General features: G+C 55.1%; 24 protein-coding genes and 4 tRNA genes. 19 read left to right on the forward strand and 9 right to left on the reverse strand.

What is annotated here, in order from left to right; all coding sequences use genetic code 11:
* Positions 1-128 precede the first annotated feature (128 nt).
* The 5 genes from pilV to thiO are packed head-to-tail and all read left to right on the forward strand — an operon-like array spanning position 129 to position 3,436.
* Entirely contained in the window at positions 129-611 is a 483-nt protein-coding gene (pilV, locus tag AB9N64_RS21545; protein WP_014716861.1) for a type IV pilus modification protein PilV, read from the forward strand.
* Positions 608-1,315, forward strand: coding sequence for a PilW family protein (locus AB9N64_RS21550; protein ID WP_014716862.1), 708 nt, complete (start codon positions 608-610; stop codon positions 1,313-1,315). The genes pilV and AB9N64_RS21550 overlap by 4 nt, the downstream gene beginning before the upstream one ends.
* A 5-nt stretch (positions 1,316-1,320) precedes the next feature.
* Positions 1,321-1,851, forward strand: a complete 531-nt coding sequence (locus tag AB9N64_RS21555) for a PilX N-terminal domain-containing pilus assembly protein (protein ID WP_019817500.1) — start codon at positions 1,321-1,323, stop codon at positions 1,849-1,851.
* Between the two features lie 11 nt (positions 1,852-1,862).
* Positions 1,863-2,267: a type IV pilin protein gene (locus tag AB9N64_RS21560; RefSeq protein ID WP_014716863.1), complete on the forward strand. Its 405-nt coding sequence runs from the start codon at positions 1,863-1,865 to the stop codon at positions 2,265-2,267.
* Positions 2,268-2,326: 59 nt separating this feature from the next.
* Positions 2,327-3,436 (forward strand): glycine oxidase ThiO, encoded by a 1,110-nt coding sequence (gene thiO / locus AB9N64_RS21565; protein ID WP_014716864.1) that lies wholly within the window; start codon positions 2,327-2,329, stop codon positions 3,434-3,436.
* Here thiO and AB9N64_RS21570 read toward each other — a convergent pair.
* Entirely contained in the window at positions 3,423-3,656 is a 234-nt protein-coding gene (locus tag AB9N64_RS21570) for a PP0621 family protein (RefSeq protein ID WP_014716865.1), read from the reverse strand. The two genes, thiO and AB9N64_RS21570, sit on opposite strands and share 14 nt — an antisense overlap.
* Before the next feature lie 127 nt (positions 3,657-3,783).
* The gene (locus AB9N64_RS21575; protein ID WP_003188421.1) at positions 3,784-4,809 is read right to left on the reverse strand and encodes an outer membrane protein assembly factor BamD; all 1,026 of its coding nucleotides are present in this window, start codon (positions 4,807-4,809) and stop codon (positions 3,784-3,786) included.
* 149 nt (positions 4,810-4,958) lie between these two features.
* Between AB9N64_RS21575 and rluD the strand changes: the two genes are divergently transcribed.
* From rluD to AB9N64_RS21610, 7 genes are all read left to right on the forward strand, one after another.
* Positions 4,959-5,921 (forward strand): 23S rRNA pseudouridine(1911/1915/1917) synthase RluD, encoded by a 963-nt coding sequence (rluD, locus tag AB9N64_RS21580; protein ID WP_003188422.1) that lies wholly within the window; start codon positions 4,959-4,961, stop codon positions 5,919-5,921.
* Positions 5,918-6,643 carry a peptidoglycan editing factor PgeF gene (pgeF, locus tag AB9N64_RS21585; protein WP_020302967.1) on the forward strand — a complete coding sequence of 242 codons (726 nt, stop codon included), beginning with the start codon at positions 5,918-5,920 and terminating at the stop codon, positions 6,641-6,643. Before rluD ends, pgeF begins: the two co-directional genes overlap by 4 nt.
* Positions 6,644-6,778: 135 nt before the next feature.
* The gene (gene clpB, locus AB9N64_RS21590; RefSeq protein ID WP_014716867.1) at positions 6,779-9,343 is read left to right on the forward strand and encodes an ATP-dependent chaperone ClpB; all 2,565 of its coding nucleotides are present in this window, start codon (positions 6,779-6,781) and stop codon (positions 9,341-9,343) included.
* A 295-nt stretch (positions 9,344-9,638) separates the two neighbouring features.
* A tRNA-Asn gene (locus tag AB9N64_RS21595) sits at positions 9,639-9,714 on the forward strand.
* Between the two features lie 9 nt (positions 9,715-9,723).
* A tRNA-Pro gene (locus AB9N64_RS21600) sits at positions 9,724-9,800 on the forward strand.
* A 5-nt stretch (positions 9,801-9,805) separates the two neighbouring features.
* A tRNA-Lys gene (locus AB9N64_RS21605) sits at positions 9,806-9,881 on the forward strand.
* A 188-nt stretch (positions 9,882-10,069) separates the two neighbouring features.
* Positions 10,070-10,146 (forward strand) — tRNA-Pro (locus tag AB9N64_RS21610).
* A gap of 169 nt (positions 10,147-10,315) precedes the next feature.
* On the opposite strand, the gene xerC is transcribed toward AB9N64_RS21610, so the two are convergent.
* Both xerC and mobH read right to left on the reverse strand, forming a co-directional pair.
* Positions 10,316-11,635: a tyrosine recombinase XerC gene (xerC, locus tag AB9N64_RS21615; RefSeq protein ID WP_008432853.1), complete on the reverse strand. Its 1,320-nt coding sequence runs from the start codon at positions 11,633-11,635 to the stop codon at positions 10,316-10,318.
* Positions 11,632-13,518 carry a MobH family relaxase gene (gene mobH, locus AB9N64_RS21620; protein WP_008432854.1) on the reverse strand — a complete coding sequence of 629 codons (1,887 nt, stop codon included), beginning with the start codon at positions 13,516-13,518 and terminating at the stop codon, positions 11,632-11,634. The genes xerC and mobH overlap by 4 nt, the downstream gene beginning before the upstream one ends.
* A gap of 205 nt (positions 13,519-13,723) precedes the next feature.
* On the opposite strand from mobH, the gene AB9N64_RS21625 reads away from it, so the two are divergent.
* Both AB9N64_RS21625 and AB9N64_RS21630 read left to right on the forward strand, forming a co-directional pair.
* Positions 13,724-14,212 (forward strand): hypothetical protein, encoded by a 489-nt coding sequence (locus tag AB9N64_RS21625; protein WP_019821334.1) that lies wholly within the window; start codon positions 13,724-13,726, stop codon positions 14,210-14,212.
* A 235-nt stretch (positions 14,213-14,447) separates the two neighbouring features.
* Positions 14,448-14,771, forward strand: coding sequence for a hypothetical protein (locus AB9N64_RS21630; RefSeq protein WP_008432855.1), 324 nt, complete (start codon positions 14,448-14,450; stop codon positions 14,769-14,771).
* A gap of 32 nt (positions 14,772-14,803) precedes the next feature.
* On the opposite strand, the gene AB9N64_RS21635 is transcribed toward AB9N64_RS21630, so the two are convergent.
* The 5 genes from AB9N64_RS21635 to AB9N64_RS21655 are packed head-to-tail and all read right to left on the reverse strand — an operon-like array spanning position 14,804 to position 19,452.
* Complete coding sequence (locus tag AB9N64_RS21635; RefSeq protein ID WP_371359663.1) at positions 14,804-16,318, reverse strand: conjugal transfer protein TraG N-terminal domain-containing protein; 1,515 nt, start codon at positions 16,316-16,318, stop codon at positions 14,804-14,806.
* Positions 16,315-16,695: a hypothetical protein gene (locus AB9N64_RS21640; RefSeq protein WP_008432858.1), complete on the reverse strand. Its 381-nt coding sequence runs from the start codon at positions 16,693-16,695 to the stop codon at positions 16,315-16,317. The genes AB9N64_RS21635 and AB9N64_RS21640 overlap by 4 nt, the downstream gene beginning before the upstream one ends.
* 8 nt (positions 16,696-16,703) lie before the next feature.
* Positions 16,704-18,065, reverse strand: coding sequence for an integrating conjugative element protein (locus AB9N64_RS21645; protein ID WP_024073345.1), 1,362 nt, complete (start codon positions 18,063-18,065; stop codon positions 16,704-16,706).
* A gap of 20 nt (positions 18,066-18,085) precedes the next feature.
* On the reverse strand, positions 18,086-19,027 hold the full coding sequence (locus AB9N64_RS21650) for a TIGR03756 family integrating conjugative element protein (RefSeq protein ID WP_008432863.1): 942 nt from the start codon (positions 19,025-19,027) through the stop codon (positions 18,086-18,088).
* Positions 19,024-19,452 carry a TIGR03757 family integrating conjugative element protein gene (locus tag AB9N64_RS21655; protein ID WP_008432865.1) on the reverse strand — a complete coding sequence of 143 codons (429 nt, stop codon included), beginning with the start codon at positions 19,450-19,452 and terminating at the stop codon, positions 19,024-19,026. The genes AB9N64_RS21650 and AB9N64_RS21655 overlap by 4 nt, the downstream gene beginning before the upstream one ends.
* A gap of 948 nt (positions 19,453-20,400) precedes the next feature.
* Here AB9N64_RS21655 and AB9N64_RS21660 point away from each other — a divergent pair.
* From AB9N64_RS21660 to AB9N64_RS21680, 5 genes are all read left to right on the forward strand, one after another.
* Positions 20,401-20,733, forward strand: a complete 333-nt coding sequence (locus AB9N64_RS21660; RefSeq protein ID WP_008432869.1) for a DUF2790 domain-containing protein — start codon at positions 20,401-20,403, stop codon at positions 20,731-20,733.
* A 217-nt stretch (positions 20,734-20,950) separates the two neighbouring features.
* Positions 20,951-22,276 carry an OprD family porin gene (locus tag AB9N64_RS21665; RefSeq protein WP_008432871.1) on the forward strand — a complete coding sequence of 442 codons (1,326 nt, stop codon included), beginning with the start codon at positions 20,951-20,953 and terminating at the stop codon, positions 22,274-22,276.
* 219 nt (positions 22,277-22,495) lie between these two features.
* Positions 22,496-22,771: a metal/formaldehyde-sensitive transcriptional repressor gene (locus AB9N64_RS21670; RefSeq protein WP_024073346.1), complete on the forward strand. Its 276-nt coding sequence runs from the start codon at positions 22,496-22,498 to the stop codon at positions 22,769-22,771.
* A gap of 11 nt (positions 22,772-22,782) precedes the next feature.
* Positions 22,783-23,748 (forward strand): CDF family Co(II)/Ni(II) efflux transporter DmeF, encoded by a 966-nt coding sequence (gene dmeF / locus AB9N64_RS21675; RefSeq protein WP_008437453.1) that lies wholly within the window; start codon positions 22,783-22,785, stop codon positions 23,746-23,748.
* 43 nt (positions 23,749-23,791) lie between these two features.
* The gene (locus AB9N64_RS21680; protein WP_008437450.1) at positions 23,792-23,989 is read left to right on the forward strand and encodes a DUF1289 domain-containing protein; all 198 of its coding nucleotides are present in this window, start codon (positions 23,792-23,794) and stop codon (positions 23,987-23,989) included.
* Positions 23,990-24,095: the final 106 nt, after the last annotated feature.

The raw sequence follows: 24,095 nt of genomic DNA on the forward strand, positions 1-24,095 counted from the left end.
GCCTTTATGTCCAAAGTATTTCCCTTTGTTCCGGGAGCAGCGCCGCTCGAAAACCGACGCTAGTCTTGGGTCGCACAGCAGGCCTTGCCTGCTTTTTTCTCCGGCCTTCGACATGGATGACGACGGAAATGCCTGCCTGCCAGAACCGATTCCTGCGCGTTGCTCACTTGCGCCAATCCGGCATGACACTGGTCGAGGTGCTGGTCGCGCTGTTGATTTTGGCGATCGGCCTGATGGGCGCTGCGGTGCTGCAACTCAACGCGCTCAAGTACACCAACAGCGCCAGGATGACCAGCCAAGCCAGTTTTATTGCCTACGACATGCTCGACCGCATTCGCAGCAATGCTGGCGCCGATTACACATGGGGCCGGGCGGAGCTGGCGCCACCCAGCACTGCCACCGCCAGCGTACGTGACCTGGACCTGCACGATTTCGAAGCCAATATCATGGGTTTTGCCGGCGAGGATGCCAAAGGATCAGTGGTGGTGAACGGGCACGAGGTCACCATCAGCATCAGTTGGGCGGATGCTCGGGCAGCAAATCGCCCTGGGGCGCGGGAAACCTTCACCCTGACCAGTCGCATCAGCAATGAACAGGGAGTGTCGCAATGAAGCGTCTTGGGCGAGGTTTCAGCCTGGTGGAAGTGTTGCTGGCGCTCGCCATCGGGTTGGTCATGATACTGGGGGCAAGCCAGATACTGATCAGCTCGCGATTGACCCATGCCAGCCAGCAGGCCGCCATGGTGCTGCAGGATGATGCGCGCTTTGTGCTGAGCAAGATCACCCAGGATATTCGCCAGGCGGGCATGCTGGGGTGTTTGGCCGTGGCGGCTATCGACAATGCTCCGGTTGCCTTTGATCGGCCGATAAGCTGGGAAGCGGCAGGGAGTGCGAAGTCATTGACGCTGGTGACCGCGAATGTCGGCGATGGCGTCGGCAGGCCTGACTGGACAGTGTTGTCCGACTGCAAGGAGGCGGCCAGGGCTTATGCAGGCACGCCACCCGGCGCCGAGCCCGGCCAACTTCGCTTTGGCATACGCCAACTTACCTACACCTACGAATCGGGCCAGTTGAAGATCAGTACCCCGGCGGCGCCGGCCAGGGCGGTATTGATGGATAACGTAAGGGCATTCGACGTCAGCTTCGGCATGGCAGCCACCTCGGCATCAACAGTTGTGGAGCGCTATGACAGCCATCCCGCCGATGAGTCGCTGATACGTAGCGTGCGCATCCTCATGACCCTTCAAGACCCCGCTGGGCGGGTGAAGGACCAGACCTATAGTGTCGTGGCGGCACTGCGAAATCGGCTGGGGTAGGGGCAATGATCATGCATGGCGGCATTCATGTACGGCAGACCGGGATGGTGCTGCTGATCAGTCTGGTGTTCCTGTTGGTGCTGTCGCAAGTGGGACTGTCATCAATACAGGCTGCGGTCTCCCAGCAAAAAGTCGCGAGCAGCCTGTGGCATCGCAATCAATCGTTTCAATCTGCCGAAAGCGGCCTGAGATTGGGGGAGTCGACCGTGCAAAAGGTTGGCCAGGCGATGCCTGTCTGCCACTCGATCATCCGTTGTGCGCCGCCTGCTGAAGCGTCTTCCTTGACGGCGGCCGGGACGAACCCGGTCTCGGCGGTCACCTGGCTCGCCTTGAAGGATGGGTTTTATGGCATTCAATCTCTTGGGGAAGGTGCAGGGCTTGCTCATTTACCCCCCCAAACCTTAGGCACACTTTTTCGTGTCACCTCGGTCGGGCTTGCGGGGCAAACGCGCACGGTGCTGGAGACGGTCTATGCACGGGTGGAGGAGGGCGGCCGCGTCAAGTTTCGACGGGTCTTATGGCGGCAACTTCAATAAGGAGCAATCGGATGGGCAAGGAGAGCCAGGGTTTTACCCTGATTGAGTTACTGATCGTCGTGGCGATCATCGCGTTGCTGGCCGGGATTGCGTATCCCGGGTACCTCAGCCAGGTGAAGAAGGTGTATCGGGCGCAGATCGTCGCGTTGTTGAGCGAACAGGCCCAGCACCTGGAGCGTTCTTATACGAGGAATGGCACTTTTATTGATGCAGGCGACGTCAGCGCGGGCAATGATCATTATAGAATCAGTACCGTCCTCAACCCTCAGGATTTTGACCTGCTCGCCACTCCCGCTGCGGACTCGGTCATGGCGAACGACGCATGCGCAGCATTCAGCTTGACCAGCACCGGTATGCGCGGCAACCCGGGAGCAGGGCCTGAAATGTCGCCCAAGGTCTGCTGGGGGCAAGGATGAGCGTACTTGAAGCGTGGGCGCCGGGCGCGCCTTTCCCTGTTTATCGGCTGGATCAAATGATGGCTAAGCAACAGCAAGTGGTGATTGTCGGCGGCGGAGTAATCGGGCTGTTGACGGCGTACAACCTCGCCAGTGAGGGCCAGGCGGTCACGCTGCTGGAGCGCGGTGGGCTTGGGCAAGAGTCTTCCTGGGCGGGCGGTGGGATTGTCTCGCCCTTGTACCCGTGGCGCTATAGCCAGGCGGTCACTGCCTTGGCCCATTGGTCCCAGGATTTTTACCCGCAACTGGCGCAACGGCTGTTTGCAGCGACCGGCGTCGATCCAGAGGTACATACCACGGGGTTGTATTGGCTCGACCTGGATGACGAAGCGCAAGCACTGGCCTGGGCTGCCCGTGAAGGGAGACCGTTGAGCAAGGTGGACGTATCTGCGGCCCATGACGCGGTGCCGGTGTTGGGGGGCGGCTATTCTCAGGCGATCTACATGGCCGATGTGGCCAACGTACGCAACCCGCGCCTGGTCAAATCACTGAAGGCGGCCCTGCTGGCGTTGCCGAACGTGACGATTTGCGAGCAATGCGATGTGTCGGGTTTTGTGCTCGGCGACGGCAGGGTGGTGGGTGTGAATACCGCTACGGGCCAGGTTTTGGGGGATCAGGTGGTGCTCGCGGCCGGCGCCTGGAGCGGACAATTGTTGGGTACGCTGGGCTTGGGGCTACCCGTGGAGCCGGTCAAAGGCCAAATGATCCTGTACAAATGCGCGTCCGACTTTTTATCCAGCATGGTCCTGGCCAAGGGGCGTTATGCGATTCCCCGGCGGGATGGGCACATCCTGATCGGCAGCACGTTGGAGCATGAAGGATTCGACAAGACGCCAACCGACACCGCGCTGGAAAGCCTCAAGGCGTCTGCGCTGGAACTGATTCCCGCCTTGGCGGACGCCGAGGTGGTCGGGCATTGGGCCGGTTTACGGCCTGGCTCCCCCGAAGGTATACCGTTTATCGGTGAGGTCCCTGGCTTCAAGGGGTTGTGGCTCAATTGCGGGCATTACCGCAATGGTCTGGTACTCGCACCGGCATCTTGCCAGTTGTTCACCGACTTGCTGCTGGCGCGGGCTCCGATCATCGATCCAGCGCCTTACGCCCCCGCAGGTCGCCTCAACGCTGAATAGACTTTGGCCCTTGTTCCAGATGCGCCTGGGTGCAGTACCATTCCTGGCGTGAACTCAGTGCGCGGTCCTGCGGCAGGTGCACGCCACAGTGGGCGCAACGCACCATCAGGGCCGCATCCGGTTCGGCAGGCCGTTGCTGATGGGAGGCATTTTTTTTGAATTTGCGCCAGAACCATACCGCGGCAGCAATGACGGCAATCCAGAACAGTAGACGAAGCATGATGGGCAGTTTCTCGACAAGGAATGCGCCAGTTTAGCCAAGGTGGTCACGGGCGCACAGGGCAATAAATACTCGCTCATAAAAAAGGGAGCTCCTTCAGAGCTCCCTTTTGCGTTGCGTCGAACAATCAGTCGAACACACCGAAGGTCATGTAGCTGAACCACGAGCGGTCCTGGTTGTTGCCCAGGGCTTGCGGCTCTTCTTCTTCGATCACGTCACCGTTCTCGTCGTGCGGCTTGAGATCCGAAGGAATAGCGTCCTTGGCGTCCTGGTACATCTTGATCACGTCCTGGTTGGCGCGAGTTTCACCCGGCGGCAGTGGTGGACGGGACTCGATCAGGCCCAGGGTGTACTTGCTCAGCCACGAACGGTTGTCCGCTTCGGCAACCTGAGGCACGAACTGGCCGTCTTTCAGGCTAGGGTGGTCGGGGTAGTTGAGCTTCAGGGTTTCCAGGCTGGTCGTCGCCAGTGTGTCCAGGTGCAGACGCTGGTAAGCCTCGGTCATCACGGCCAGGCCGTCACCCACGGACGGGGTTTCCTGGAAGTTTTCCACCACGTAGCGGCCACGGTTGGCGGCGGCCACATAAGCCTGACGGGTCAGGTAGTAGTGGGCCACGTGGATCTCGTACGAAGCCAGCAGGTTGCGCAAGTAGATCATGCGCTGCTTGGCGTCCGGCGCGTAGCGGCTGTTGGGGTAGCGGCTGGTCAGCTGGGCGAACTCGTTATAGGAGTCGCGCGCAGCACCCGGGTCGCGCTTGGTCATGTCCAGCGGCAGGAAGCGCGCCAGCAGGCCAACATCCTGGTCGAACGAGGTCAGGCCCTTCATGTAGTAGGCGTAGTCCACGTTCGGGTGCTGCGGGTGCAGGCGGATGAAACGCTCGGCAGCGGACTTGGCAGCTTCCGGCTCGGCGTTCTTGTAGTTGGCGTAGATCAGCTCAAGCTGGGCCTGGTCGGCATAGCGGCCGAACGGGTAACGCGACTCCAATGCCTTCAGCTTCGCTGTGGCGCTGGTGAAGCTATTATTGTCCAAGTCTGTCTGAGCTTGCTGGTACAGCTCGACTTCGCTCAGGTTTTCGTCGACGACGTCCTTTGTTGACGAGCAAGCAGCAGTCATGGCGAGGATGGCGATCAGCAGCAGGTGTTTCACTTGCATGGCGGCTTGCGTCCCTATGACGGCCGCTGTCTTGGGCGGGGCCGTCCTGTTATGATGAGCGCCCCGTTGAAAGCCTCGGGGCAAAAGACGCCGTATTTAACCACAAGCGCGCAGCCGAAACCAAAGGCTACGCCACGCCTAGTCTGAGCATGTCCGATAAAATTGAACTTCGCGCAGAGGTGCCGTCCGAATTGGGCGGCCAACGCCTCGATCAAGTCGCCGCACAATTATTCGCTGAGCACTCGCGCTCGCGCCTTTCCGCCTGGATCAAAGACGGCCGCCTGACTGTGGATGGAGCGGTTATCCGCCCGCGAGACATAGTCCATGGCGGTGCGATTCTTGAGCTGACTGCCGAGCAGGAAGCCCAGGGAGAATGGGTTGCTCAGGACATCGAGCTGGATATCGTCTATGAAGACGACGACATCCTGGTCATCAACAAACCCGCAGGCCTGGTGGTTCACCCGGCCGCCGGGCACGCTGATGGCACCTTGCTCAATGCCCTGTTGCACCACGTGCCGGACATCATCAATGTGCCGCGCTGCGGCATTGTTCACCGTCTGGACAAGGACACCACCGGCCTTATGGTGGTGGCCAAGACCATTCAGGCGCAGACGCAACTGGTTACGCAATTGCAGAGCCGGAGCGTCAGCCGCATCTATGAGTGCATTGTGATCGGCGTCGTTGTGGCCGGTGGCAAAATCAACGCACCCATTGGTCGTCACGGCCAGCAGCGCCAGCGTATGGCGGTGATGGAAGGTGGCAAGCAGGCCGTCAGCCACTACCGTGTGCTGGAGCGTTTCCGTTCCCACACCCATGTGCGGGTCAAGCTGGAAACCGGGCGTACCCACCAGATTCGCGTGCACATGGCGCACATCAACTTCCCGTTGGTCGGCGACCCGGCCTACGGTGGCCGCTTCCGTATTCCGCCGGCGGCCAGCCAGACCATGGTTGAGTCGCTCAAGACGTTCCCGCGCCAGGCACTGCATGCACGCTTCCTGGAACTGGATCATCCGACGAGTGGTAAGCGCATGAGCTGGGAATCGCCACTACCGGACGATCTGGTCTGGCTGCTGTCGCTGCTCAAGCAGGATCGCGAGGCGTTTGTCGGATGAGTGACTGGCTGATACCTGACTGGCCCGCGCCGGCTCGGGTAAAAGCCTGCGTCACCACCCGTGCGGGCGGCGTCAGCCTGGCGCCGTTCGACAGCCTCAACCTGGGCGATCATGTCGAGGACAGCCTCGAGGCCGTCCTTGAGAATCGCCGTCGCCTGAGTGAGGCCTTCGATATCCAGCCTGCCTGGTTGCGTCAAGTCCATGGTACTCGCGTGGTTGAGGCCGATCCGGGCCGTACTGTCGAGGCTGACGGTAGTTGGACCAGCACCGCTGGCATCGCCTGCACATCCATGACCGCTGATTGCCTGCCTGCGCTGTTCTGTGATCGAGCGGGCACCCGGGTTGCCGCAGCCCATGCCGGTTGGCGTGGTTTGGCGGCCGGCGTGCTGGAGGCCGCTTTCGAAAGCCTGGATAGCGCACCCGAAGACGTTCTGGTCTGGCTCGGCCCTGCCATTGGCCCACAAGCCTTTGAGGTCGGCCCGGAAGTGCGTGAAGTGTTCATGCAGCAACTGCGTGCCACCGCTGAGGCCTTTGTTCCCAGCCACAACCCTGGCAAGTACCTGGCCGACATTTACCAGCTGGCGCGCCTGCGTCTGGCCGCGCGCGGTGTTAGCGCTGTGTATGGTGGCGGTTTGTGCACTGTGACCGACCCGCGTTTCTTTTCTTATCGCCGAAGCCCACGTACGGGCCGATTCGCCTCCCTTATCTGGCTTGAACGCTAGACTGTCCTGACCTGTATCAACCGTCTGCCGCTTGAAACGCCCAGAATCCACCCCATCTATAAGGGTATCTGGCAGGTTTCTTCATTCAGGATGTGTTTGTTCATAGCTCCGGCCTGCTCAAAAGGAAGGTGACTAATGCGTATTGATCGTTTAACCAGCAAATTACAGTTGGCGTTGTCCGACTCTCAATCTTTGGCAGTGGGCCTCGACCACCCGGCCATCGAACCTGCACACTTGATGCAGGCACTCCTGGAACAGCAGGGTGGCTCTATCAAACCCTTGCTGATGCAGGTGGGCTTTGACGTCAACAGCCTGCGCAAGGAGTTGAGCAAAGAGCTCGACCAACTGCCGAAAATCCAGAATCCCACCGGGGACGTGAATATGTCCCAGGATCTGGCGCGCCTGCTCAACCAGGCCGACCGCCTGGCCCAGCAGAAAGGTGACCAGTTCATCTCCAGTGAATTGGTGTTGCTCGCCGCCATGGACGACAACAGCAAGCTCGGCAAGTTGTTGCTGGGCCAGGGCGTGAGCAAAAAGGCCCTGGAAAACGCCATCAACAACCTGCGTGGCGGCGAAGCGGTGAACGACCCCAACCACGAGGAGTCGCGCCAGGCCCTGGACAAATACACCGTCGACCTGACCAAGCGTGCCGAAGAAGGCAAGCTGGACCCGGTGATTGGCCGTGACGACGAAATCCGTCGCACCATTCAGGTATTGCAACGTCGCACCAAGAACAACCCGGTGTTGATCGGTGAACCTGGCGTGGGTAAAACCGCGATTGCCGAGGGCCTGGCTCAGCGCATCATTAATGGTGAAGTGCCGGACGGCCTCAAAGGCAAGCGCCTGCTGTCTCTTGATATGGGCTCGCTGATTGCCGGAGCCAAGTTCCGGGGTGAGTTCGAAGAGCGCTTGAAATCCTTGCTTAACGAATTGTCGAAGCAGGAAGGGCAGATCATTCTGTTTATCGACGAATTGCACACCATGGTCGGCGCCGGTAAGGGCGAAGGCTCCATGGACGCCGGCAATATGCTCAAGCCCGCCTTGGCGCGGGGTGAGTTGCACTGCGTCGGTGCAACTACGCTTAACGAATACCGTCAGTACATCGAAAAGGACGCAGCCCTTGAGCGTCGCTTCCAGAAAGTTCTGGTGGAAGAACCCAGCGAAGAAGACACCATCGCGATCCTGCGGGGCCTGAAAGAGCGCTATGAGGTCCACCATAAGGTGGCTATTACCGACGGTGCGATCATTGCGGCGGCCAAGTTGAGCCACCGCTATATCACTGATCGTCAGTTGCCGGACAAGGCTATCGACCTGATCGACGAAGCGGCCAGCCGCATCCGTATGGAGATCGATTCCAAGCCGGAAGTGCTTGATCGCCTGGATCGGCGCCTGATTCAACTGAAAGTCGAATCCCAGGCGCTGAAGAAAGAAGAAGACGAAGCGGCCAAGAAGCGTCTGGAAAAACTCCAGGAAGAAATTGTTCGCCTGGAACGCGAGTATTCGGACCTCGAAGAAATCTGGACCTCGGAAAAAGCCGAAGTACAGGGTTCGGCGCAGATCCAGCAAAAGATCGAGCAGTCCCGTCAGGAACTGGAAGCGGCGCGCCGTAAAGGCGACCTGAACCGCATGGCCGAGTTGCAGTACGGGGTGATCCCGGACCTGGAGCGCAGCCTGCAGATGGTCGACCAGCACGGCAAGCCTGAGAACCAGTTGCTGCGCAGCAAGGTGACCGAGGAAGAAATTGCCGAAGTGGTCTCCAAGTGGACCGGTATTCCCGTGTCGAAGATGCTCGAAGGCGAGCGCGACAAGTTGCTGAAGATGGAAAGCCTGTTGCATCAGCGCGTCATCGGCCAGGAAGAGGCAGTGGTGGCGGTGTCCAACGCGGTACGGCGTTCCCGGGCAGGTTTGTCCGACCCGAACCGTCCAAGCGGCTCGTTCATGTTCCTCGGCCCAACCGGTGTGGGTAAGACCGAGTTGTGCAAGGCCCTGGCCGAGTTCCTCTTTGATACTGAAGAGGCCATGGTGCGGATCGATATGTCCGAATTCATGGAGAAACACTCGGTGGCTCGTCTGATCGGTGCGCCACCAGGCTATGTGGGTTACGAAGAGGGCGGTTATCTGACCGAAGCCGTACGGCGCAAGCCTTACTCGGTGATCCTGCTGGATGAGGTCGAGAAGGCGCACCCGGATGTGTTCAACATCTTGCTGCAGGTGCTGGAAGATGGTCGCTTGACGGACAGCCACGGGCGCACGGTGGACTTCCGCAATACGGTGATCGTGATGACCTCCAACCTGGGCTCGGCTCAGATCCAGGAATTGGTGGGTGATCGTGAAGCCCAGCGTGCGGCGGTGATGGATGCGTTGACCACGCACTTCCGTCCGGAATTCATCAACCGGGTCGACGAAGTGGTGATCTTCGAGCCTCTGGCGCGGGATCAGATCGCGGGCATTACCGAAATTCAGTTGGGCCGCCTGCGTAGCCGTCTGGCTGAGCGCGAGTTGGACCTGGAGTTGAGCAGCGAAGCGTTGGACAAGCTGATCGCGGTCGGTTACGACCCAGTGTATGGCGCACGGCCACTCAAACGTGCGATCCAGCGCTGGATCGAGAACCCACTGGCGCAGCTGATCCTGTCGGGCAGCTTTATGCCTGGCACCCGCGTCACGGCGACGGTGAAAGACGACGAAATCGTCTTCCATTAAGGCCTGCGCTTGGCGCAACCAGAGAAGGCCCCGCATTGCGGGGCCTTTTTTTTCGATAGGGCGTTGAACTGTAAGGCAAAGGCTTGTAAAGTGCGCCCCGCAGCAACGTCAGCCCACGGGTTTCTTCTCCCCAAGAAGAAATCAGAAAGAAGCGCAAATCATTGTCTTAAAAGCAATTTAAAGGGTTGACAGGGGTTTTTAAGATTGTAGAATAGCGCGCCTCAGAGACACTAACGTAGCGATACGGACAGGGTCGAAGAGGAAGCAACACAGCAGTAACTTTGAAATATGTAGTTCCGTGATAGCTCAGTCGGTAGAGCAAATGACTGTTAATCATTGGGTCCCAGGTTCGAGTCCTGGTCACGGAGCCAATTTCAAACCGGGGTATAGCGCAGTCCGGTAGCGCGCCTGCTTTGGGAGCAGGATGTCGGGAGTTCGAATCCCCCTACCCCGACCATATTTGGGTCGTTAGCTCAGTTGGTAGAGCAGTTGGCTTTTAACCAATTGGTCGTAGGTTCGAATCCCACACGACCCACCATTTTTGAGACCAGTTGACGCTGGAATCAAATCTTAGAATCAGAGGTTCTAGCTCTGATAGAGGCGGTTTTACGGTTTTGGAAAGTGTTACAGCACTTAGATATCGCCGTAGACATGCAGCCGTCTGAGGCGAACAGTAGTTTCGGTTCGTCATGATGTCAATGTGCATAGGCTTTGCGATGCGCATTCCGGGGTATAGCGCAGTCCGGTAGCGCGCCTGCTTTGGGAGCAGGATGTCGGGAGTTCGAATCCCCCTACCCCGACCATATTTAATGAAAAAGGCGTCTTTATGACGCCTTTTTTTGTGCCTTGAGCAAAGTCGTACCGTTCGTCTGGAAAAAATCCGGATTTCGACCTGGTTCTTTATTCCGGGCATGCGAAAGCCTCTGGCCAACCAGAATTCCCTATAGCCAGTGCGCTTTGATTATGAGCGTACTAGGGCGATGCTCTGGAAAATGATGAGCTTCGCATTGAATGCTCAGTTGAGGTGCGTTTCCTGAATGTGCCGACACCAAGCCCGCTCGCCATTAGCGTCAATAGTAGACTCTGCTCTACTTGATCTACTGGTGGGTCCATAGAGCATGTCATTGACTCGCGATGCAGTTGCGCAGATGCGAGCTCGAGAGCCTTCTGTAGCGCGCTTCGGCCAGTCGACTTGGTCCGCCGATCAATACTGACCTCTGTGCTGCTAGATTGTTGTGGAGCTGGCAGCTTCTTGGGCTCTGGTTGAGCGGTTTCCTGTGAATGCACACCTATTTTGGCGGGTAAGGGGGCAGAGGGTTTGCCACTTGGATCAACCCGTGTCACTCGGCTCAGAGCGCCCTGAGCCCGACTCCGCTCATGTAGAACAGCACGCATATGGTCGTAGTCCGCCTCTATGTAATTCATCGTTGTCGCTAGATTCGAATGATTCAGCAGGCTTTTCGTGAGATGAATGTTTCGCTCAGGCTGCTTCATCAAGTCTGTTGCTAATGTGTGCCTGAAGCGGTGAGGGGTCATGCGCACGCCGATCTTATCGGTGAGCTTGCCGTACATTGACTCCACCTGGTCGATGTTCATTTCCTTGCCATGGAAGTGACGAGAGAATCTGTTGACGTTGAACAGCTGATCGTCTGGTGAAAAACCGATTTTCTCGGCCTCCCCCAAGATCCTGGATAAGTGTGGAGCGAGTCCTTCCATAATGGGGAGGAAAAACTCCCGATGGGTCTTCTCTGTTTCACCGCGGACCAAGATCATCTGGCTGTCCCAGTCGATATCTTTGTAACGCAGGCACAGCAGGGCATTCAGACGTATGCCTGTGTAATAAAACATCTCGAAGACGCTGAGCCAGAACCAGGCAGGTGTGATCTGGCTACGTTCATGCGTACAACGTTCTTGGCCTACAAGGGATATGAGCCAGTTGCGTGCTCGTTGGATGGCGTCTCCATTGATTGTCTTGCTGGCTCGCTTTGGTGGGATAACGCTGGTTTTCTTGAATGGGTTGATCGTGGTATGGGTCATCAGGCCGTGTTCTATGGCGTAGCCCCAAACAGTTCGAAGGTGATTTGAATAGGTGTTCCAGCTGCGTTTGGATAATCCGTTCTCAAGGACTTTTTTTCGCCATGTCAGAACCGCACGATGATCGATCTCCTCAACTGAGGCCGTTCGGAAATGCTTGAGTAGTGCTTTGGTCGAGGCGCGATAGATCTTTGCACTGGCAGGCCGCAGATCATGGGCAAAGATGTATTCCTCCGTCAGATTCGAGGGCGTCGTCATTGTGGCGGCTCCGTTGCTTCTGACTTCAAGGACAGGCTGATATTGTCGAAAGGGACCTCAGAGAAGATTGTTCGCGGGTCTAGTAGTAAGTACCCCTTGAGCTGCTTGGATTTTCGAGGTCCAACAACGTCACAGGTCCAAATATTCAAACTCTTATGCGTTTTTCGATGAAGTTTCTGTTTCTCGAAACTACGTTGAACCAGCTGCCAGGCGCTGACTTGCTGTACTTTGGCTTGCTGTTCGATATGGGGGAATTCAAGGACGTAGCGTTTGAAAATTCCAGGCGTTACCAGCATAGCGGTCCCTGCTACGGTATGAACCAGCGCTTTGGTATCGTTGATAATGATGGTCCGGGATGCGATGCCTTTCTTAAGCCATTCAACAAATCCCTGACCGATCTCGGTGTTATTGCTAGGCATCGGAGTGACTTCTTCGATTATTGCTAAAGGCGCACCTCCTTGATTGGAGGTTTGGGAAGGCTGGATTTCATCCAGTTTCGGAGGCGCGGTATGTGCCGCTGAGACCGCTTTGTTTTTGGTGTCTTCTGATGGCTCATTGATGTTACCAAGGAGCGCCAGTAGCTCGTCAAATTCATCTGTACTGCTCGAGGAATGCTGAGGTAGTTCGAACGGTGATGGCTGTGCCGGTGCTAAAGGCGCCGGCACAGGGCTGGATTGAATTTCCGAAGGCAACTTTTTGGCCGGTGTGGCGACGGTATTTTCAGCTGCAGAGTCTTCTACCGGGTTGCCAGCTTCTACCTCAAGAGTCCCAGCGTAAGCTGTGGGCCGATCACTTGGATCATTCCAGATCAGTGCCGGTGAGAGCTTCAGCAGGGTGAAGGTGTTTCGCCAGCCACGACCATTGTCTATCGTGGCTTTCCAGATTGCCTTGTCTTGGGCATTGGTTTGGATTACCCCCTGATCTTGCAGCATGTTGAAGAAAGGCGCATTCGTACTGGGTACACCTTCAACGCCTTTGGTCAGCAAATAGGCTCGCAATTGATCAGCAATAGGCTTGCTAACCAGCCAAAGAGCATCCTGTGTCAGCCATCCATCTGACGGTCCATCGGGTTGATTCAGTTTGAATGTATCTCGGACCAGGTGACGCAACCCATCTGCTAATTGACGCTGCAAAGACTGTTTGGGCGCGGACAGCGCGCGGGCTGGATTTCCACCGAGCTCCTGTGCGACGGACGCCTGATCGGCCTTGACCACGATCTCTCCCAAAATGCCGGCATGTTCGTACTGACCAGCCAAAATGAAGATTAACTGCGACCACACTTCGGGGAAATTACTGAGCCAATCTAAGATTTCTGAGGAGAGGATCTGCGCGTAGATCAGTGCGGCAGCGGCTCCGTGAAGTTGGTAGTTGCGTCCTTTCACGTAACGGAATCGATAGGGACGATCGATTGGGCCGTGCCACGGGTGCCAGGTTTTACCTCCTGCCAGCTCGACGTGCACGTCGACGGCGATCTTGCCGAGGTCGTGTATCAGAGCGCCGTAAGCCGCGGCGGCAGTCCAGGCCTCAGCCTGTGCTGATTGAGACTCCGGCGGTGCGCCTATAGGAAGCAGGTAGCTCTGTCGAATTTTCAAGGCATAGGCGACGATTTCAAGCCCGTGATCCAGCATGCCGCCAGGGTGTGCATGATGGTGGTTTTGCGAAGCAGGGAGCTGCTGGACCAACTCCGCGTAGCGCTCAAGTGGACGCCTATAGAGCTCGACAAACTGTGAGCGAGATAACGATGCGCGCTGCCAAATGTTCTCCAGTAGTTTCTGACGGCGCGGCGATGCCAGTAGTGCTTGGCTAGAGGCCGGCTGTATAAAACCGTTAGGGGAGGGGCTTTGGGCGGGTAGCGCTTTATTGCGGCGGAAAATAGAGAACATCGCCTGCTCCGTAAATGATTCATGGGGCAGGCTTTTCTCCTATCAAAGGGGGGGCGAGCAAGGGGAAAGGATCACTGGTTGCCTCGGGTATTTCTTTTGGCGAAGAGCCATCTTTCTATGGTGGTGACGGAGAAAGGAATGCAGAATTATCGTCGTTTCGGTCTAAGGGCACGGGGCCGCAGATCGACTATGTGAGGAAAAAATGATGGTTTCACTTCGCTACGCTACGAAATCAACCTCAGATAATGTTTGGGCACTTTGTGATTTGATACGTGACAATAAGTGTGATGAGATCATTCTTTTTGCTAGTGTAGGGAATGATCTTGATGATGAGGAAGCAAGGTGGGACAACAACCTTCCTCTGGTTGTCGCCTTAGCTAAATATATTATTCCTCACGTTGATAGCGTCTTGGTCATTTTTGATGGAGTGTTTCTAACCGCTGCGCGTTCCGCTCGTTATGGTGAAGTACGTGAACTGCTGGATGTAGCTATTGCGTCTGACAAGGTTTATTACTCTGGGCAGAGAGCCCCACTTACTAGCGAAATGACTCCTGACGAGGCTGTTTCAACTCTTATTAATTTAGGTTCTATCCAACCGTTGACGGTTGAGTCCAGAGCTGAATACTTTTCTTTGCTTAGTAATTTTACAGAAGACGAGTTAGTTGAAGTTTATTCGACTCGCGAGATGCGTTGATGAGATTGGACCTTTTTCCCGCTGAAAGCGGCCCTTTCGGGTAAGGCTTTTACCCTTGTGAACCATTCCATTCGCTTCTACAAAACCTTTTACCTTTTGGGCCATTTTTGTTGTGAAAGGGGGGCATCTGGTGCTGAAGGCAAAGGCCGTTTGTCTCATGATCTTGCAGCATAGAAAAATCGGTATTATAAGTAATGTCAAATCGCCCCTAGACCGGGTAAGAAGGAGACGCACCATGACCGCACAGACCTCTCAGGGAGTAGCAAGTCGCTTAGGCTATGGCCTGGGTCAGGCTGCGCGCCTCGTTTGGTGCAGTCAGAACCGTACCCTGCGTTGGGTCAAGCGTCTGGTTGTGGCTGCCGTACTCCTATATTTTTCTGCAGACATTTTCAGCGGGATTATCAGCGTTGCAGTATTTACCTTGGTTTTGGGTGGAGGGCTCTGGGCGTTGAATCACAGACCTACGCCTCGCAGAAACCAGATAGAGTATGGTCAATGCTATGGCCCCGATGGCTATGGGTACTATGTTGCTGGTCAACGTGTAGACGACGATGATTAAGGGTCTCATATCAATGATATGAGACCCTTACGTTACATAACGCTACGTTTGACAGTATTCACCCCTTCCTGACCTGCCTTTTGAACATCTTTTGTTCCGCTGGTAAGGCCTTCCAATGCTTTTCCTGCGCTCACCCCTGCCCATCCCAGCGCGCCCGTCCAAAACACTGGCAGGATGATGAACATCGAGCCCATCACGAAGTTTAAGATTGCGTCCTGGGTGGCAGTGTTCAAACCCATCACAGGATCAAATGATAAATGCGGAGAACCGGCTCCATATAAAGCGTCCAATATCGTGGTATCGACCCATCTAGCCAGTTGAAACCAAAAGTCCACGAATATCAGAGCGAAAAAAACAACGGACATAGTCATGGCCACTTTTAGTTGGTAAGCCCCGACGATTAGCACCAAGGGAATGCAAATCACCATCGCCATTTTCAAGAACGCCATGACCATCGGTAGCGCCTGGCGAACCATGTCCATCGCTGGAAAATAGGCCATAGATCCTAATGCAACCCCGAGAGTCCCCGCTGCCCGGGCTGCACCATTCCACACAGTTCCGTCGATTTGTCCCCCGTAGTCCGTATAAACATCCCCTTTCACCTGGTTCGACGGCGAGACCAGTTGCCGGACAAGCGAGTCAGTGACTTCGTCCGGGGACAACCACTTTGCCCAGCCGAGCATTTTGGTCATGAGGTCCGGCGACACTTGAGCCTTGATACGGTCCCGCAGTCCCACTCCGCTATCTGACCACCATTGTTTGCAAGTTGGATAGCCCCCACCTCCACCCACTTGTGGTAAACCCACATCACGAGATGCGTTATAGGGCCATGATGCCCTTGGAGTTTTGGAGTAGTCCGTGTCGTAATAACCCGAGGTGTTCAATAAATAGTGCGAACCAATCCAGCTGAGTTCCTGCGCAAAACGAGGGTCATTCCCTTGCGCTCCCAATTCGGGTTGGCGCATGAATAATCTGGCACGGGAGGGTCCATAGCAATCGTGCGTAAAGTCGCCAATTTCCTGAGCCAATAGCGGGTTGTTGATCTTGGTGTTGCTAACTTCCATGCGTACTTGCCGTAAATCAGTCCCGCAGGGAATTGCTGCTACAGCGCCATTGGTTAATCCCTTTGATAATGCATGCATTAATGCCCACCACATGGGCATCTGGGCACTCTTTCCTGCCAGTGAGCTGAATGTTGTGTTCCAGCCTGTGTCTGTGGGTTTAGGTAAGTTGTATTGACATTGCTGAGCTCTACTCTGGTCAAATGCCAAGGTATCAAAACTCACATTGACGGCTGGTACAGCGAAGAATGCGACTACGATGTAGCCAACGTAGATATTTGTTTCGATACGTGCCAGTGAGAGAACGCCTTTGTTGCCCTCATCGGCCCCCTCACCACGGACTTTCAGCCACTCTCGAATAACGATGATGCAGAAGGGGAGGGCGAATAGACCGGTATCTGAAATCATCGCCCAGATACCATTGTTGATGATCCAACCGACCAACGTCAGGTAGTACTCTAAATAGTCATTGGTGTAGAGCGTCACAGAACACCCCCTGCCTGATACAGCACCTTGCTCAGTTCAACCATCAGAAATAATAAGATCACCATTATCTCGATCTTCAACAGGCCTTTGCGCCGTTTCGAGCGTTCTGAGTTCGATAACCGTACCTTGAATTTGAACCAGGCAACGGTCAGTGCGATATAAAGCATTAGGCGCCAGGTAAAGAGCGGCCAATAGTGGTCGGTGCGCCAGGCTTGCCATTGCTCGGCGCTGTCGAACATGTTCATCAGGACAGCGCTGAGTAGGACTACGAGGGCGGCAGTCGCGAGCAAAACACCCAGAACAAGCAGAATGCTCCTCCCGGTTCGTCGAACCAGCGAACGGTTGGGAGCGGCGACAGGCTCCTGTATTTCGGTCATGGCCTTTCTCACTGTTTGTTCTGGGCGGGTGACTGCAACTGGTCCAATCGATTCGTTTCTGGGGCTCCCGGGGACACGCCACGAGAGTCTTCTGCCCGTGCTTTGCTGCGTTCAATGATGGTCAGAGGCGAGTTCTTCGCGAGCTGCTGACGCATGTCCAGTTCCATTTTGAGGTTGCCGATCTCCTGTTGCAGCGAGGAGCTCTGCTGGCCGACTGCCTGGACGGCGAGGTCATTAGCCGCGACGTTCGGTTCCCGACTGCCTGCCATCAAGGTGCGCTGTAGGGTCAGAGCTTTCTCCAACACATCGGACAACGCGACTTCGGAGGCAAGCCGGCGAGCGAGTACGTCCTGGTCGCGCTCATCCTTGAGTGCTGCTACAACGCCTCGGGTGATGGGTAACGAGTTGCTGCTCGCTGCTTCCAGGTTTTCTAGCGACAGCGTTTTGCTTCCGCTCAGCAGTTCCTGCAGGGCCTTCAGCTTGGTGTCGTACGTTTCCTGGATCAGCGGCGTGAGGCCGACGCCTGCGGCTGTCACCGTTTTAGGGCAACTGTCACAGGTCTGCTGTTGTTGTTCACCCAGGACACGATTGGCAAAGGTGGTGGCTTCCTGGGGCGATGACCAGACATTGCACACCATGCCGTTGTTGCAGTTCGCTTTACTGATGGATGCGGTGTCGCCGGCCGCGCGCTTGTTCAGAAGGTTGTAGCCCGCCTTGGTGACGTCGCCTACGATACGAATTGGCTTCTGACCGGAACCACCTGCTCTATCACCACCAACCCAAGTGACGCCATCGTTTCCACCTTTCTTTTCGACTTGTTCCACCGCCGACACTGCGTCTGTGTTGGATGTTAGCGCCTGACTCATAGCCTGACCTTCAGCAAGCTTGCCCCAGCCCATTTGGTTACCGGCGATATCCGCCATCTTTTCGCCAATGGCGCGGCAGGTGCCTTTGGAGCGGTCGAAGTCCAGGCGGGCCTGCAAAATGCCGTTGGTGATGAGGTTGTATAGCGCCGGGTTCGCACGTTGAAGAATCAGTGCCGGCAGCGAAGCCACGGCGCTGGTGGCGCTCTGTACCACCGAGCTCATGATGTTTTTGAAGCCGGAAGTGGCACCATTCAATTGGTTTTCAAGGGTTGTGCTCAGGCTCATGTTTCCGCAGATTAGATTGGTATTCCAACCGCCTCCCACAGAAATACTATCCATGTTGCCTGCGCTCCCCATGGTGACTGCGTTGCCGCCGCCAATGCTATACAGCACGTTGTCCCCAATGACGCTTCCGGAGGAGGAGACGTTGATTGGATCAGCAGAGAGCGCTATTGCACTGCTGAGGCTGCAGGCGAGCCCTATCGCCAAGGTAGTGAGTTTCATGCTTTGCTCCGATCGCTGTTTCATTGGAAGTCCGTACTGCCGAGGAAGGTCTGTCCTCGACGCTGGCAACACGAATAAGGGCGCCAGAGTGCCCAGGCGTAGCCGCCATCCTGCGCATCGATGTTCGGATCGATGGTGGGAAAGGTTGCGCAAGTCGGGTTGAGGACTGGGGTGAGCTCTTGCCACTTACCAGTGGAGGCGTCACCTTCGCGTAGCGGCCCTGCGGGCCAGTAACCGGGGTAGGGAAGGGCGAGCATCGGCAAGTAGACATGGACCTGGCCTGGGCGGGTAACCACGTCGCCGGCACGCTGCGCAATAACTGCGCCCGTTTTGTAGTCGTCAGTCTGGTTAAGGAAGCCGCTACGCGGGTAGACGTTCCCCCAGCTGCTTGCTGAGAGCAGGCTACCGACTTCGCGCATGCCCGGAATGAGTGCTTCGGGGTATACGGATTCCGGGACGCCGTATCGCCAAGCAATGGGGTCAAGGGTGCTCAGAAAGTAAGGCACAAGCGGTAAGGTTGCGCCTTTGCATACATAGCCCGAGGCGCTGGCAAACTGACTCAACGCCGCACCACCTGGATGGCCGATGACATCGGCTTCCTTAAATTTGATGATGTTGTTCTCTGCAACGTGATTGGTAGTGCCGTCGTTGCCCGCTTGGGCCATCGGATTCGGGGTGCCAAGAGGTGACATCTCTATCCAAGGGTTCATCCCGGTATTCGCATATGCAGACACCACAGCGTCCGGTACGTAGTGACGAACCTTGGTCGAGGTTTTGACTTTGCATCCGAATGGCGTGCAGAGCAGCCAATAGCAGATGCCGACCACTTTGTACTCCAGGCAGGTTGGTGACAGGGTCGAGGCAATAATCGCTGCCGAGTTGATCGCAGCCGATGCACTGAATGACAGGCTGAAAGTGATAGCCAGCGACAAAGGCCGGATCGCAAAACGTGAGCGTCTCATCGTGACAGGCTCCGTGCTCGTTCAATCAACGCGACGGCTTTAGCTGCGTCAGGCTCGCCGTACACGACGTAGCGACGATCTACGACCACGGCTGGGAGTTTTTCGACTCGCAGGCTCCAGGCGTCTATGACGCCCTGCTGGGCTTGGGCCAACTCGTTTTGCAGATGCTTCCCTGCAGGGCTGACAAGGTAGCGTTGAATGGCCGCTTCTGCCTGGCGTGGATCGGCGGGTAGTTGGTTGGAAAGTTGTTCTTCAAGGCGCTGCTGATCATCCAGGAAGATGACGCGAGCGCCAGAAGGTGCGGATACTGGATGTGCTCGGTTTGTAATGACCCACGTCTCCGCGTGGGACGCAGTTGACAAGAACAGTAGCAGTGAAAACAGCCAGCGCCGCGTTTCGCTAATGTGGGTAAGGATCTGGAGCATGGCACCGTACCTGATATGGATTCAGGTACAGAAGACCGGATGGCTGTCTTGAGCGCAGTAAGAAATAGGAATTTGGAAGCTTTGGGTATTTGAGAGCGACGAATTCGTGTGGGTTGGATTAGAGATGGCACTTGGTCGGCTCAAATTGACGACGCAGTGAGTACGCAGTTAACTGGCTATCCACACAGCAAGAGTTCAAGCCAAGTTTATGAGGCGACCCTTCTTGGCCCCATCGCCGCCGATGGTCCACAGTACGCCAGTCGGACGAGTCTCGCCACCGCCCCACGACATAACGAAAAATCACTTCTATTGAAGCTTCGGGCGACATCAACGGCAAAATGCTCGCCCTGCCGATATCGTCAGCGGGTTTGGTCGTGCTGGAGAAAACAACCTCAAGATTCGAAGGCTTTATCTTTATCCTTGGGCAGGCAGTAGTTTGTGCTGTCCTGCTTGAGATCCTTCACGATCAAATGTTGCAAACGGAGCGCCTGCTGCACAGCTTCAATGTCATCTTCGATGACGTTAAGGATAAGATAAAAACCTATCCTCCGAGACCGTATTGCTGTTAAAGACCATCCTGCCGATTGCGTTTTCGGTGCTCTACGTAGTGCCTAATTTCCGCAGCCCATGAGGCTTTTGTGACACGTTCGTAGTCTCATTTAGCTACGCCCAAACGATTCATCCGCCTGTAGCGGTCAAAGCCGCTTTTCATAATAGGAAGATATGCATTTTTATAAAAAATCTCTAGATGCTCCAGGTGGGATACGAGTTGATTTCTGATGGTCGTATGATGCATTCAGCGTGCTCTGCCAATAAAGCTAAACTTTAAATAGTTGAACTCACGAGCTCTACGAGAGGCCTTACAGATATGTAATATTCGCGGCAGCTTCCTGAAAGGCATCACTGGTTATCCTCTAGTCAGAAGTAAGTGAGCACTAGGAGAAAATCATGAAATTATTAAAAGTTGTTTTTGCCGCTTCCATCTTGACCATGTCTTCTTTGGCCATGGCTGAAGGAGGTGGTGACCGTGTTTATGGTCGAATGATGCAAGAGAACCAGAAGGCGATGGAGCAGTACGCCTTAGAAAACGGAAAGGCGACACCTGAAGTTGTTCATTATGAATACGGAATGAACCTCGATGTCCAGAAGGTAATCAGTACCACTCAAGCCAATAAAACCTGTGGCGTAGCCCCTTCGCGCATGACCTATGAAGATTCGGCGGGCAAGCTCAACACCTTGGAATACAAGGTTATGGGTACTAACTGCCCTCACGGAAGTTAATTAGCGTTAGCCCTGACTGCGCAAGGTTGTTCGGTATGTTTTGAGCCTGCTTGCTGTTCGCTGACACAGAAGTAATTTTCAGGTCACGCTGGAGTTATCTATTGTATGAAATTATGTCTGCCGGCACGTAGGAGAAATCCTCACGTGCTGGTGGCTTTTATAATTATAAAAAATATTTCATAAAGAAACTCTGCCAAGCTAAAGCCTGGAGTGTTAAATGAACAATAAAAGCATTTATGGTCTTTCTCTCATTTCCCTTGGCATGAGCATGGGGCAAGTTGCAGTAGCTGTGGAGCAAAAGCCTGAAGGGTTCATTGAGGGGAGCACCTTTAGTATTCTCAATCGGAATCTCTATCTCAATCGTGATTATCGAAAGGGTCAATCAAGCCCCACGGGCAATGGTTACTCAGCCGAATGGGCTCATGGCATCATTGGCCGATTCGAATCAGGCTTTACTCAAGGTACCGTAGGCTTCGGCATTGATGCGTTTGCAATGGAAGGCCTCAAGCTCGATTCAGGTGATGGTCGCTCGGGAGCCCGTAGCTCAGTCGATGTCTTGCCGCACAATAGCAAAGGCCAACCTGAAGACTCCTACTCAAAAGTAGGCGGGGCCGCAAAAGTGCGTTTCCTGGATACAGTCGTCAAGGTAGGCGACGTATTTCCATCGACGCCTGTCGTTGCCTATGGGGATTCCCGACTTCTCCCGGAGAGTTTCCGGGGTGCAACGTTCACTAATACCAGCATCAAAGGCCTGACCCTTCAGGGGGGCCGGCTGCATGCGATGAGCCAACCCAATTCCAGTAGCATGCGTGACGGCTTTTCAACTTTTTACGCCGGTGTAGTAGATGCTCCATGGATCGCTTATCTAGGGGGCGATTACACGGTCAATGAACACGTAGGTGTGAGTCTTTACACCAGCCAATTCAAGGATGTGTGGAACCAATACTACGCGGGCACCACATTGAGCTATCCACTCTCAGAAAGCGTATCGCTAATTGGCGGCTTTAATTACTACCGAGCGGTTGATGAGGGTGAAAAACTTCTGGGAAGCTTCGATAACAAGATCTGGAGCGGCAAGACCGGGGTCAAATTCGGAGCGCACGCCGTGACCGTTGGTTACCAGCGCAATAATGGTAACGACGACTTTGACTACCTTCGCCAGTCCGACTCAATTTTTTTGGATAACTCCATTCAGTACAGCGATTTCAACTCACCGAAAGAGCAATCCTTGCAGCTGCGCTACGATCTAGATATGCAGGCTTTCGGCATCCCCGGTCTGAGCTTCATGACCCGCTACGCTAAGGGTTGGGATGCGGACTATTCCAACGCAAACAGCGTGTACATGCGTCGCGGAGCGGACGGTGCCCCATTGCAGGACCAAAAGCGTTGGGAGCGAGACATCGAGGCTAAGTATGTCATCCAGTCAGGCTCACTGAAGGACATGTCTTTACGTGTCCGCCAAGCAACGACACGAGCTACCGATTTCGAATCTGATTTGGACGAGGTCAGACTGATTGTTGAATATCCACTGCAACTCCTTTAACGGGCATTAGCCATCGGCATCAACTGTCCGGTATCCCCGATACACCCCGTCTCCTTGTTTCTCCTTTGGTTTGGAGACGGCTTAGGCGCCCTAGTGGCGCCTTTTTTTGTGGATTGAAGAAACTGTTGGTATATCCATCCCGGCGGCGAGCGTCCCTGGGGTTGTATGGCTGATTGGAACGTGTGAACATACTCTCAATATAGGTAGGGGGGGTATGGTATGGGTCATATGAGATCAAGCAAAGACAATCTTCTTAAGCGTGTAAAGCGAATCGCTGGGCAAGTCCAGGCGATTGAGCGAGCACTCGACTCTGATGATGACTGCTCGAAAACCCTGCTTTTGGTCGCTTCTGCCCGTGGCGCTATCAATGGGCTGATGGATGAAATTATCGAAGACCACGCTCGTGAACACGTTGCGAATCCGACACTCAGCAACGAAGAAAGAGCGAAAGGCGTCGATGAGCTTCTCGAAGCCATTCGCCGCTATTCCAAATAGGATTTGCCCAGATGAGTAATTCGTACACCGACTATTCCCACGACCATATGTTCCTGGGGAAATCACATGAAGAAAACGCCAAGCGAACCTTGTGGGTAGTGGCTCTGACCGTCGTAATGATGGTTGCTGAAATCACCGCAGGTTATCTCACTGGCTCAATGGCGTTGCTTGCTGATGGATTTCACATGGCAACACACGCTGGAGCACTTGGCATAGCCGCAGCTGCTTACGGTTACGCAAAAAGACATGCCTCAAATGCTCGCTACAGTTTTGGAACTGGCAAGGTTGGAGACTTGGGTGGCTTCGCATCTGCTCTGATTTTGGGACTGGTCTCTTTGGGAATTGCCGGAGAGTCGCTATTTCGTCTCTTTCAACCGACTCAAGTGCAATTCGGGACAGCGACTCTTATCGCAATTGTCGGATTAGCAGTGAATGTGGTGAGCGCGCTTTTGCTGTCTGGCGGTCATAATCATCACCATGGGCATGACCACGGCCAAGATGAATCTCACCATGCACATGGTCATGACAATAATCTGCGCTCTGCTTATATTCACGTCATTGCAGATGCACTGACTTCGGTTCTGGCCATCGCAGCACTGCTTGCTGGTCGTTACCTTGGTTGGGTCTGGCTCGACCCTGCAATGGGGATTGTGGGTGCAGTTGTCATCGCACGCTGGGCTTGGTCGTTGATGCGGGTGACTGCGAGTGTATTGCTAGACCAGACAGATGATCATGTCGCTGAAGAGATTCGTGAACTGGTTGAGCGACAGGGAGATGCTTCGATCATAGATCTTCATGTCTGGCAGGTAGGGCCGCAAGCCCGCGCCGCTATTGTGAGTGTTCTAGGCAGCCCAGCAGTGAATGCACAAAACATACGAGAACGGCTTGCGACAGTTCATGAGATCACTCATCTGACAGTTGAGTACCGCACGAAGCCGGGCGCTGTTTCACCCGATCAGGTCGCCGTTCAGGCTTAGCAATGAGCCCGTAGTTCGCATAAGTTCGCCGAGGAATTGACCAATGGCCAAGGACATCGAGAATCCGTGTACTTCTGTCTGCCAGTTGAACAGCGAACTGTGCGTCAGCTGCGGTCGCACCAAGGAAGACATCAGAAAATGGAAACGAATGAAGCGTCCAGAAAAAATGGCCGCTGTACAACGCGCGACCCTGCGTCTGAAAAGCCTGCAAAAAAAGAACTCTCAAACCACTGTAATTTAACTTTTCTACGCTTTCAGCCGAGACAGATGTCCAGATTCGGAAAGGCAAGCTGAGTGGCAACGCCACCCGAACTTAGCACTATCGTGGTCAGATGCGCAGTGCTTGT

The sequence above is a fragment of the Pseudomonas sp. KT_2_4 genome (assembly GCF_041410225.1).
Lineage (GTDB): Bacteria > Pseudomonadota > Gammaproteobacteria > Pseudomonadales > Pseudomonadaceae > Aquipseudomonas > Aquipseudomonas paracarnis.